This is a genomic window from Myroides indicus (genome assembly GCF_004364575.1).
Taxonomy (GTDB): Bacteria; Bacteroidota; Bacteroidia; order Flavobacteriales; family Flavobacteriaceae; genus Flavobacterium; species Flavobacterium indicum_A.
Genome location: NZ_SOAG01000021.1, coordinates 56,958 through 68,080, shown reverse-complemented (window position 1 = coordinate 68,080; position 11,123 = coordinate 56,958). Strand labels below are relative to the sequence as shown.

The window sequence follows — 11,123 nt, the reverse complement described above, 5'->3', positions numbered from 1 at the left end:
AATCAAAAGGATTATAAACCACAATTTTATTTGTTCAAAAAACAACGAAAGAGAATTGAAACCTTGTTCTCGCAATTGTGCGACCAATTTATGATGAGACGTAATTACGCCAAGACATTTGAAGGTTTCAAAACCAGATTATTAGCTAAAATAACGGCGTTAACAGTTGTACAATTCATCAACAAAGAATATTTCAATAGGAATATCAATAACTTAAAAGTGAGTATTATTTAAAATGCACAACGGGTTAGTAGCTATACGGATTTATTTAAATGAATTATTAATTTTAAAATTTAATTATTATGTTAGTTGATAAATATCCTGAAAAAGTTTTAGTTGATGTAAAGGCAAGATTGCATTTAGAACATACTGATATAAGACCTGAAGATCATAGAGTTGTTGAGGTAAGTGGGACAATAGAATCATACCCTAGGACAGGTGATTATAAAGTAGTATTATCTCCTCAAGATAATATACCTTTTGCATTAATAACGAGTGGGCCTTGTGTAGTATTAGTAATTGTGTTTATTTTAGATTGGCCAACCCCAGCTAATTCAAAAGAACAAGAAAAAAGAGAAGAAAGAGAACTAGAGCCCCCACAGAATTTTCTAGACCTAAGCGATGGTGAATATAAAGCATCTGTTCGTTTAAACTTTGAAGATGGTTACGCTTATAAACTTTGTGAAATGAAAAAAGTAGGAGAAAATCATTATCAAGCTTTTGTTGAAACAGTACATAGATATCCAAGTAGTAAATCTAAAGATATTATTCGGATACTACCACACGATGTAACTGTGACTGATGGAGGTCCTGGAGATTTACTGGCTCGTACACAAGTTAGGTGGTTAAGAGAAGATAATTCTATATTAACGGGAGATGTAGAAATAGAAGTTAATTTAAAAAACAGATATAAAAGAATAAATTTTCCTGAGATATTTTCATATGAATATAATCACAGTTCTTTTCAAGAATATCCATTTGTATTAGATGCAAAAGGTTTTATGCGAGCTGTCGATACTCCGCCGGAAAGGGTTATATTTGATGAGAAAACAAAAAGATATTTAGAATAGAATAATGATTCTCTACTATTTTAAAATCAGAGGACAGTTAATTTTAAGGAAATTACAGGACGCAGGTATTCCTTTGCTCATAGGGATACCTGCTTTGTTTGTGTTGTTTTATTTTGTGTCGGAAGAGATATATGAAAGGCTGGAGTTTCAGAATATGTGTTATTTGTATGGAGCGCTGATGTTTGGGGCAGTTATAGCAAATGCGGATAAAGGAAGACAGCGTTTTTTGTTTCAGCATTATCCCGAGAACAAGTATTTTAGTTTGAATATTATAGAAAATATTGTGTTGTATCTTCCTCTTGGAGTTTATTATTGGTACAAAGATGATTGGGTGTATGCCTTGACGTGGTTATGTGTGACTTTTGTAGTGGGCATGATACAAATACCGAATGTTAATTTTAAAAAACGTATTCCGACACCTTTTTTGAAACATAGTTTGGAGTCAATTGTTGGATTTAGAAAAAATTATCTGTTTTTCTTTCTGATGTATTTCGTTTTATGGCAGTCGGTTAAGGTGCAAAACCTAAATCTTGGTTTGTTTTGCTTGTTAGCTGTATTTGTTTATTGTTCTTTTTTCTTTGTAAAATCAGAACCGCTTTATTACGTTTGGAATTATCGGTTGAATCCGAATGATTTTTTAATTGAGAAATTGAAAACCGCAGGGATTAATTCCCTTTCTGTAAGTGGGTTGATAACAATAATCTTATTTCTAGTTTATCCGGCAGAATACGAAATTATAGCGCTGGGTAATTTGTGGGGATTGTCTGTGGTAAGTGTGGTACTATTGTCCAAATATTCGGTGTATCCGAGCGAGTTAAATTTACAACAACTTTTTATGATTGCACTTTGTTTGTTTTTTCCCTTAATAATTCCCGTTTTATTGTTTTACTTTTATGTTCAAGCATGCAGTCAGTTAAAAGAAATTCTATAATGGTACGGATAGAAAAATTATCAAAATCCTTTGGTAACCATATTGTTTTTCAGAATGTAAATCTGGAATTAAATTCGGGAAAGATTTATGGCGTGGTAGGAAAAAACGGAGCAGGAAAAACGACTTTATTCAATTGTATCTGCGGACTGGAAAAATATCAGGGCAGTATAACATCTTCAGAGGGAAAAATAAAGGATTTTACGGGTTATCTTCCTGCTGAGCCTTATTTTTTTGATAAAATTACAGGGGAGGAGTATCTGTATTTCATGTGTCGTACCAGAGGGTTTAAATTGCATGATGTAGAAGATAAAAATATTTTCGAGCTTCCGTTAAAGCAATATATCTCAACCTATTCAACAGGAATGAAAAAGAAAATTGCCTTGTTGGGAATACTGCTTCAGAAGAATGATGTTTTGATTCTGGACGAACCTTTTAATGGAGTAGATATCGGTAGTAATATGTTGATTATTCAGATATTTAAGGAGTTGCAACGTTTGGGAAAAACGATATTGGTATCCTCTCATATATTTGCTACTTTATCTGAGATTTGTGATGAGATTTTCTTTTTGGAAAATGGAGAGATTTTCCAAAAAAAGGGTTTTCATGAGTTTTTGGAGTTGGAAAACCAGCTGAAAAATGATATAAGTACGAGTATAGATAAAATTAAAAAGTGGTTATGAAAACGCACTCATTGTTGGTGAATATGAAGTACATAAATACAGTTTGTTTTTTAGGTGTTTTGTTATTTATCTCCTGTACGCCAAAGGAAAATAAACTTTATCAGTCGGGAAAAGTATGGCATTACGAGGCAGAATACCGCAGTGCGGATAGCTTGTTTAATTATGAAATTCAGATGATTCCGGGAGGGCTGTTTTTGTTGCAGCAAAAAATAAAATGGGTGGTTACCTTGCCTGACAGTATCAATGCCAACGCGTTTTTATTCCGTTCAGAATCTACAACGGGATTTAAGGAAAACGATTCTAAAATTTGGCTGCATCCTCCGCGTACACATCAGTTTAAATATATCACTCAGCTGGCACCTTATCCGCAGGTACAGTTTCCGTTAACGCTTGGCGATACCATTAACGGAAGTATTAATATGGTAAGCAACTGGGGAGAATGGAATGGGAAAAGTTCCAAATATTGGCTTATTCTTACCGATAAGGAATACAGTCCGGTATATCGGGATACGCTTTGGGTATTAAAAGGAGAAGGTGTTTTGGGGAAAGATACGGCGTCTGTTACTCACCGATTTTCTCAAACACAAGGATTTATATCCTCCATTTATAAGAATAACAAAGGAGAATATTTTGAGATGAAACTGAAAAAGATAGAGTAGAAGAAGTGTTATTGGATTGGTAAAGCATGATAAAAAAATGAAGAAGCCAAAATAAAATTTATTGTGGCTTCTTCGGTAGTATTATATTATTGCTAAATAATTAATTGCTCTCTATAGTGGTATCTGTATCGCTTTTTGTAGAGCTGGAAGATTTACCTTTTACCAGTTTGATAATAACAGGAAGTGTAGTTACCAAAATAAGAAAGATAATAATATATTCTATGTAATCTTTTAGATTTAAACCATAGCTGTCCATTAGCCATACTTGTAGGTAGTGTCCGGCAAAAATCAAGGTAGTTGCCCATACAAAAGAACTAATAATGTTGTATAGCATAAAACGTTTAAACTCCATGCGCACAATTCCGGCAATGATAGGTGCAAAAGTTCTTATGATAGGCAAAAAGCGGGCAAATATAATAGCGCGTCCGCCATGTCTTTCAAAAAACACTTTTGATTCGTATAGATATTTTTTCTTAAATATAAAGTTATCTTTTTTCTGATATAGATAATTACCGCTTTTAGAACCGAACCAGTACCCAAAACAGTTTCCTAAAATACCCGCAATTGCCACCAAAGTAGCAAGCAGAGCAACATTTAAAAAATCACTGTCGATAAATACAATCTCATGCATGAGCGATGTGCTGTACATCCCTGCCAGAAATAGCAAACTGTCTCCTGGTAGGAAAAAGCCGGCAAATAGTCCTGTTTCGGCAAATACTATAAATAAAACTACGTAAATTCCAATCGAATGCCCTCCTATTTCGAGATTGATATAAAATTCAGGGTTGATAAGTTGGGAAATGTGAAAATCGTTCATGATTTGTGTTTATTGTGTAATAGATGTGATTTTTTCTGGTATATCTTTATTAGATTCAAATTTATCAATGGCGGCAGTAGATAAAGCATTTCCTAACACGTTGGTCATACTTCTTCCCATATCGCAAAAGTGGTCAATTGGTAAAATAAAGGCAATTCCTTCTGGCGGAATGCCAAACATGGCACAAGTTGCAACAATCACTATCAATGAAGCACGTGGTACTCCGGCCACTCCTTTACTGGTAACCATTAAAACTAAAAGCATTAATATTTGGGTTTCCAGAGGCATATGAATATCGTAAATCTGAGCAATGAATAAACTGGCAAACGTCAGATACATCATACTGCCGTCCAAATTGAAAGAATATCCTAAAGGCAGTGTAAAAGAAACAATTTTTGGCGAACAGCCATAGTTTTTTAACTCATCTACCAGTTTTGGAAAAACGGCTTCGCTACTGGTGGTTGAAAAAGCAATCAGCAAAGGTTCTTTGATGTGTTTAAGCAATTTCCATACATTTTTTCCGATGATTAAATAACCTACTAAAATAAGCACAACCCAAAGTAAAATCAATCCTAAAATAAAGGCTACCATATATTTGGCATAGGTTATAAAAATCCCAAAACCATACAGGGCTACAGCACTGGCAATAGCCCCCAGAACGCCGAGCGGAGCAGTCCACATTACGTATTCTACCATTTTTAAAACCACCTCCGTAATGCGGTTAAACAGCTTGATGATAGGTTTTCCCTTTTTGCCTAAAGTAGCCAGTGCCACTCCGAAAAAAACGGCAAATACAACAATTTGCAATACTTCGTTATGGGCAAATGCCTCAAAAATACTTTTGGGTATGAGATGCTCTACAAATGTTTGCAGTGAAAAAGCCGATGTGTTTTTTATTAAATCAGAGGCAGCCGCAGTATCTTCCAAATCAAAATTGGCATTTGCGCCTGGTTTTAGCCAGTTAACCAAAATCAACCCGATACACAAGGATACCAATGACGCTGTAATAAACCAGCCCATTGCCTTTCCGCCTACTCTGCCGACCATTCCCATATCGCCCATTTTGGCAATACCTACCACAAGAGTACAAAAGACTAAAGGAGCTATAATCATCTGAACTAACCGGATGAATATGGTTCCCAATACTTTTATATTATCTGAAAAAGTTTTTATTTCTTGCGGGATTTTACTTACCGCAATTTCTGTGTTGTCCGAAGCATTTTCAATAATTACAGTATCTGTTTTGTTTTGGATGACAGAATTCTTTGCATTTTCAGATACTATTTCTGTGTTTTCTGAAGTAATAGGGCTAGTAGGACGATAACTGTAATGCACAATTCCGCCTAATATAACACCTAATACAAGAGCTATAATAATAAGTATGAAAAGTTTGTTGTTTTTCAAAACGTAAAATTTGTGCGTGAAAATAACTAAAAAACGATTATGTTCGTTGTTTTTGTGATAAAAATAACAGATTATTCAACATACTGACTTTTTATCTGTTTGATGTTAGAGATTGAGGTGAAAAATGGCGACACTTTTTTTGCAATCCGAATAAAATAGTATTTTTACCGTTCTGTAAAATACTAGTTATGAAAAAAATATTTCTATTTGCTTTGAGTCTGGCAAGTATAAACGCTTTTTCTCAAGATGTAATGACAAAAGAATTACTTTGGAAGTTGGGAAGAGTAACTCCGGTTGGGGTAACTAAAGATGGCAAAAATCTGATCTATAAAGTAGGATATGCCGATATGGAAGAAAATAAATTTGATTCTAAAACGTATCAGATTTCTTTAGCAGGAGGTGATCCTCAGGAAATACACGATTATGAGAGTGTAGTGTCAAACAAGAGTGTTTCTCCCGACGGGAAAATGATTTTGACAGACAAACCCGTCAAAATCAATAAAATTCTAGGAAAAGATCTTTATCCTTCTATGCAAAAATCGGACGTTTTTGTTTATGATGAATTAGATTACAGACATTGGGATACTTGGAATGACGGTACTCATAATCACGTTTTTTATGCACCAAAAAACAATGTTGAAGCAGCAACAGATATAATGGAAGGAGAGCCTTATGATTCTCCGCAGAAACCTTTTGGAGGAAGTGAAGATTATATTTGGTCTCCTGACAGCAAGAGTATTGTGTATGTAGCTAAAAAGAAATTTGGTACAGCCTATGCTTTGAGTACAAATACAGATTTGTATGAATACAATCTGGAAACTAAAAAGACAGTGAATCTTACTGAATCTAATTTAGGATACGATACTCACCCTGTTTTTTCTCCGCAGGGATATCTGACTTGGTTGCAAATGAAACGTGACGGGTATGAAGCTGATAAAAATGATTTGATAGTTCGATATGATGGAAGGGATTTAAATTTGACTGCCAATTGGGATGGAACGGTAGATAGCTATTTGTGGAGTAAAGACGGAGAAAAAATTTACTTTACCGCAGCTATTGACGGAACTATCCAACTCTTTGAAGTTAACTTTCCGGGGAAAAAGAAAATTGCTCCGCTGGTAAAACAAATTACAGATGGTAATTTTGATGTAACAGGTATTGTAGATGTCTTGGATAATAAGGCAATTGTTACCCGTACAGATTTTAATCACGCAACAGAGATATTTTCCTATGACTTAAAGAAAAAAGACTGGACACAGATTACAAAAGTAAATAATGAAGCTTATTCAAAAATAGCGCTGAGCAAAAGCGAAAAAAGATATGTAACTACTGCAGATGGAAAGAAAATGCTGGTTTGGGTAATATTTCCGCCAAATTTTGATGAGAATAAGCAATATCCGACTTTGCTGTATTGTCAGGGAGGACCACAATCAGCTTTGTCTCAGTTTTACTCTTTCCGCTGGAACTTTCAATTGATGGCAGCAGAAGGATATATTGTTGTAGCACCAAATCGCAGAGGAATGCCCGGACACGGAGTAGAGTGGAATGAAGCGATAAGCAAAGATTGGGCAGGAAAACCGATGCAGGATTATTTAGATGCAATAGACGATGTGGCTAAAGAAAAATATGTAGATAAAAATCGCTTAGGAGCTGTAGGAGCAAGCTATGGAGGGTATTCTGTATTTTATTTGGCAGGAATCCATGAAAACCGTTTCAAAAGTCTTATTGCACACGATGGAGTGTTTAATTTGGTGAGTATGTACGGGACAACCGAAGAAGTATTTTTTCCAAACTTTGATACTGGCGGAGCATATTGGGAAAAAGACAATAAAGACGCTCAAAACGCTTACAAAAACTTTAATCCGATTAACCTGGTGGATAAGTGGAATACTCCTATTCTGATTTATCAGGGGGGAACTGATTATCGCGTGCCTATAGGACAGGGACAGGAAGCGTTTCAGGCAGCCCAGCTCAGAGGAGTCAAAAGCCGGTTTGTTTATCTTCCGGAAGAAAACCACTGGGTGCTGCAACCGCAAAATGCACAGGTTTGGCAAGGGGAATTTTTCCGTTGGTTAAAAGAAACTTTGTAAATGATTATAGAAAAAATGAAGCCGCTTTTAATAAGTGGCTATTTTTTTAGAGTACTCAGATAAATAAAAGAACGCTACAGTATGAGTCTGATTAAAAAACGGATGAACTATTCTGTATTTATTAAACCATTTTATATGTTAAAAGAATTAAAAATAAAAAAACAGATGAGGTACGGGTGACTCACTTTTTTTACCTTTACCATTTACAACCTTTTAATAATATGCAAAAACATACACTTAAATTATGGGCACTGGCGTGGATTTTTACCGCTGGTTTTTCGGCAACAAATTATGCACAGGACAATTTGGTTAATTCGCTTAAGCTGAATGCAAGCGAAAAAAGTAAAGAATTATATCAATTTACAGATGTTGTGGATGTGGAAAATACATCTATAAAAAACCAAGGGTCTTCAGGTACGTGCTGGAGCTATTCAGCCAATTCTTTTATCGAATCTGAAATGGCGCGAATGGGTAAACAACCGGTAGAAATCTCTCAGATTTTCTCTGCTCGAAATGCTTACATTGAGAAAGGAAAGATGTATGTGCGGATGCACGGAGCCGTTACATTAGGTGACGGAGGAGCTTTTCACGATGTGATGAATATGTTTAAAAAATATGGTGCAGTACCTCAATCCGTTTATACCGGATTAAATTACGGAACCAATAAAAACCATTTTGCAGAAATGGGAGCAATGATGGAGGGGGTTTTAAAAGCAGTTGTTGCTAATCCCAACGGAAAGCTTACGCCTAACTGGGAAAAAGCATATACAGCCGTAATAGATTCTTATTTAGGAGAAGCTCCTGAAAAATTTACATGGGAAGGAAAAGAATATACCCCTCACACATTTGCTAAAGATGTAATTGGTATTAATCCTGAAGATTATGTAGAATTGGGTTCAGACTTAAATTACCCTTGGTACGAGAAATTTGTCTTGCTCGTACCTGACAATTGGGCATTTGATCAAGTATATAACGTTAAGGTAGATGAGTTGACCGAAACGATAGATCACGCTCTTAAAAACGGTTATTCTGTAGCTTGGGGAGGAGATGTAAGTGAAAAATATTTTAGCTGGAAAAACGGAGTGGCATATGTGCCGGAAAAAGATTGGGAAGATATGAATGAGCAAGAGCGAAAAGAAATCTTTGAAGGTCCGAAACCCGAGCGCAAAGTAACACAGGAGATGCGTCAGGCAGCATTTGACAATTATACAACTACAGATGACCACGGGATGCATATTGTTGGAATTTCTAAAGATCAAAACGGAAGAGAGTATTACATTATTAAAAACTCTTGGGGAATTTCTAATGATTACAAAGGGTATATGTATATGAGCAAAGAGTTTGTGAAGTACAAAACAACAGATATTATGGTTCACAAAGACGGATTGCCAAAGAATATCTCTCAAAAATTAAAAATTTAGATTAAATTATACCAAAGCAGAGTTATTGGTATGGTTTTGGTATGATGTTTAACTCTGTTTTTGTTGAATAATAAATAAAATAGCTTTGGAAAAAATAATAGTCGGACTGGAAAGTTTATTAGAAAGTATATTGTTAGCATTGCCAAGATATGTAATCGGTCTACTGGTATTAGTAGTGGGAATTTATGTTAGCGGATTTATTGTAAAAATTATTGGAAAGCGGTTTGCTAAAAGAGATTTGGACAAATCATTACAAGGTTTTTTATTAAGTGCAATCAGACTGATATTGTACATTGTTTTGTTTGTTGTGGTTATTGGCATCATGGGCTTTAAATCATTGAGTTTAACAGCTGTATTTGGCGCTGCGGGGTTAACCATTGGGATGGCGCTGCAAGGCAGTTTATCCAATTTTGCCGGAGGAGTCCTTATTTTGATGTTTCGACCTTTTAAAGTAGGGGATTACATTACCAATACGGGTGGTACCGTGGGTACGGTAGAGAAAATAGATTTGCTTTATACTACATTGACTAATGATGATGGATTAAAGATATTTAGCCCGAACGGCGCTTTGGCAAATTCGGTGATTACTAATTATTCAGGGATTCCGGCACGTCGCTACGATTTTGTTGTTGGTATTTCTTATAAGGCAAACATTAAAGAAGCACAGGAAGTCATATTTAAAGTACTGAACCGATATGATGTTATACTTAAAAAACCGGAGCCTTTGGTTTATGTAAAAAACTTATCGGCAAGTTCTGTAGATTTGAATTTGAGATTTTGGATTAACCGGGCAGATTACTGGGATATGGTATTTAAAATTCAGCAAGAAGTAAAAGAAGCTCTGGATCAGGCAGGAATCGAAATTCCTTTTCCACAAACAGATATTCACATTATCAGTGATAACAAAGAAGCTTAGTTAAAAAAATATTCTGATATTATAATTAAAAAAGAGTTGTTAGATTTTTAAATCTAACAACTCTTTTTTATTGAATTTTAAACCATTTCATAACTTTTATATTCATCCGCAATCTGTTCAAATAAAGCCAGCAATTCGGAAGGATCGTCTGTTGTAACTAATTTCAGTCTGTGGGGCTTAAAACCGTGAATACCCTTAAAGTAGTTGGTATAGTGTCTTCTCATTTCTACAATTCCCACTCGCTCGCCTTTCCAGTCCATTGACCAGATAAGGTGGTTTTTAGCAGCTTCTAAACGGTCTTTTATAGTTGGAGGAGATAAGATTTCTCCAGTCTTGAAAAAGTGTTTAATTTCGTCAAAAATCCAAGGGTAGCCAATGGCAGCACGACCAATCATCATTCCGTCTAAGCCAAATTTATTGCGGTATTCCAATGCTTTTTGCGGGCTGTCAATATCGCCGTTTCCAAAAATTGGAATTTTGATGCGCTGATTGTTTTTGATGCGTTCCACGTGTGTCCAGTCAGAATGTCCTTTATACATTTGCGAACGCGTGCGGGCATGAATCGTCAGAGCCTGTATGCCGACGTCTTGTAGCCTTTCAGCAACTTCGTCGATGTTAATGGATTCTTCATCCCAGCCTAATCTCGTTTTTACGGTTACTGGTAAATGTGTGCTCTTGACAACCGCTTTGGTCAGGCGAACCATTAAATCGATGTCTTTTAGAACACCTGCTCCTGCCCCTTTAGAAACTACTTTTTTAACCGGACAACCAAAGTTTATATCCACCAAATCAGGCTGAACTGTTTCTACTATTTTGGCAGACATTGACATTGCTTCCTCGTCGCCGCCAAAAATCTGAATGCCAATCGGTTTTTCATAGTCAAAGATGTCGAGTTTCATTTTACTTTTAATGGCATCTCTGATTAAGCCTTCTGAAGAGATAAATTCAGAATACATCAAATCCGCACCGTGCTTTTTACACAAACGGCGGAACGGCGGATCGCTTACATCTTCCATCGGAGCTAAAAGTAGCGGATGGTCAGGTAGTTCTATGTTGCCAATCTTAATCATCGTTCAGTTAAAAATTTGATGCAAAAGTACAACAAATTATTTTTTAGGCTTTTTCAAATCTGTAT

The 11,123-nt window shown here is 35.7% G+C and carries 11 protein-coding genes; 8 read left to right on the top strand and 3 right to left on the bottom strand.

Features of this window, described 5'->3' with window-relative positions:
* The 5 genes from C8P70_RS09710 to C8P70_RS09690 all read left to right on the top strand — a co-directional run.
* On the top strand, window positions 1-234 hold a 234-nt coding region (locus tag C8P70_RS09710), incomplete at its 5' end, for a transposase (RefSeq protein ID WP_166666208.1).
* Between the two features lie 68 nt (window positions 235-302).
* Window positions 303-1,070 (top strand): hypothetical protein, encoded by a 768-nt coding sequence (locus C8P70_RS09705; protein WP_133713133.1) that lies wholly within the window; start codon window positions 303-305, stop codon window positions 1,068-1,070.
* A gap of 4 nt (window positions 1,071-1,074) precedes the next feature.
* Window positions 1,075-2,001, top strand: coding sequence for a hypothetical protein (locus C8P70_RS09700; RefSeq protein ID WP_133713132.1), 927 nt, complete (start codon window positions 1,075-1,077; stop codon window positions 1,999-2,001).
* Window positions 2,001-2,681 carry an ABC transporter ATP-binding protein gene (locus tag C8P70_RS09695; RefSeq protein ID WP_133713131.1) on the top strand — a complete coding sequence of 227 codons (681 nt, stop codon included), beginning with the start codon at window positions 2,001-2,003 and terminating at the stop codon, window positions 2,679-2,681. Before C8P70_RS09700 ends, C8P70_RS09695 begins: the two co-directional genes overlap by 1 nt.
* Window positions 2,678-3,340, top strand: coding sequence for a hypothetical protein (locus tag C8P70_RS09690; protein WP_133713130.1), 663 nt, complete (start codon window positions 2,678-2,680; stop codon window positions 3,338-3,340). The genes C8P70_RS09695 and C8P70_RS09690 overlap by 4 nt, the downstream gene beginning before the upstream one ends.
* A 100-nt stretch (window positions 3,341-3,440) precedes the next feature.
* On the opposite strand, the gene C8P70_RS09685 is transcribed toward C8P70_RS09690, so the two are convergent.
* Complete coding sequence (locus C8P70_RS09685) at window positions 3,441-4,157, bottom strand: DedA family protein (RefSeq protein WP_133713129.1); 717 nt, start codon at window positions 4,155-4,157, stop codon at window positions 3,441-3,443.
* 9 nt (window positions 4,158-4,166) lie between these two features.
* Window positions 4,167-5,561: a dicarboxylate/amino acid:cation symporter gene (locus tag C8P70_RS09680; protein WP_133713128.1), complete on the bottom strand. Its 1,395-nt coding sequence runs from the start codon at window positions 5,559-5,561 to the stop codon at window positions 4,167-4,169.
* A gap of 188 nt (window positions 5,562-5,749) precedes the next feature.
* Here C8P70_RS09680 and C8P70_RS09675 point away from each other — a divergent pair, with 188 nt between their 5' ends.
* From C8P70_RS09675 to C8P70_RS09665, 3 genes are all read left to right on the top strand, one after another.
* Complete coding sequence (locus C8P70_RS09675) at window positions 5,750-7,651, top strand: S9 family peptidase (RefSeq protein WP_133713127.1); 1,902 nt, start codon at window positions 5,750-5,752, stop codon at window positions 7,649-7,651.
* Window positions 7,652-7,872: 221 nt separating this feature from the next.
* Window positions 7,873-9,072, top strand: coding sequence for a C1 family peptidase (locus C8P70_RS09670; protein WP_133713126.1), 1,200 nt, complete (start codon window positions 7,873-7,875; stop codon window positions 9,070-9,072).
* Window positions 9,073-9,157: 85 nt separating this feature from the next.
* A complete protein-coding gene (locus tag C8P70_RS09665) occupies window positions 9,158-9,988 on the top strand; it encodes a mechanosensitive ion channel family protein (RefSeq protein WP_133713125.1) in 831 nt (276 codons plus the stop codon).
* Between the two features lie 77 nt (window positions 9,989-10,065).
* Here C8P70_RS09665 and dusB read toward each other — a convergent pair whose 3' ends face one another.
* Complete coding sequence (gene dusB / locus C8P70_RS09660; RefSeq protein WP_133713124.1) at window positions 10,066-11,058, bottom strand: tRNA dihydrouridine synthase DusB; 993 nt, start codon at window positions 11,056-11,058, stop codon at window positions 10,066-10,068.
* Between the last annotated feature and the right edge of the window lie 65 nt (window positions 11,059-11,123).

What these genes read in the sequence shown, in the direction of transcription:
- C8P70_RS09705 (WP_133713133.1), top strand. Translation starts at nt 303, where the DNA reads ATGTTAGTTGATAAATATCCTGAAAAAGTTTTAGTTGATGTAAAGGCA.
- C8P70_RS09700 (WP_133713132.1), top strand. Translation starts at nt 1,075, where the DNA reads ATGATTCTCTACTATTTTAAAATCAGAGGACAGTTAATTTTAAGGAAA.
- C8P70_RS09695 (WP_133713131.1), top strand. Translation starts at nt 2,001, where the DNA reads ATGGTACGGATAGAAAAATTATCAAAATCCTTTGGTAACCATATTGTT.
- C8P70_RS09690 (WP_133713130.1), top strand. Translation starts at nt 2,678, where the DNA reads ATGAAAACGCACTCATTGTTGGTGAATATGAAGTACATAAATACAGTT.
- C8P70_RS09685 (WP_133713129.1), bottom strand. Translation starts at nt 4,157, where the DNA reads ATGAACGATTTTCACATTTCCCAACTTATCAACCCTGAATTTTATATC.
- C8P70_RS09675 (WP_133713127.1), top strand. Translation starts at nt 5,750, where the DNA reads ATGAAAAAAATATTTCTATTTGCTTTGAGTCTGGCAAGTATAAACGCT.
- C8P70_RS09670 (WP_133713126.1), top strand. Translation starts at nt 7,873, where the DNA reads ATGCAAAAACATACACTTAAATTATGGGCACTGGCGTGGATTTTTACC.
- dusB (WP_133713124.1), bottom strand. Translation starts at nt 11,058, where the DNA reads ATGATTAAGATTGGCAACATAGAACTACCTGACCATCCGCTACTTTTA.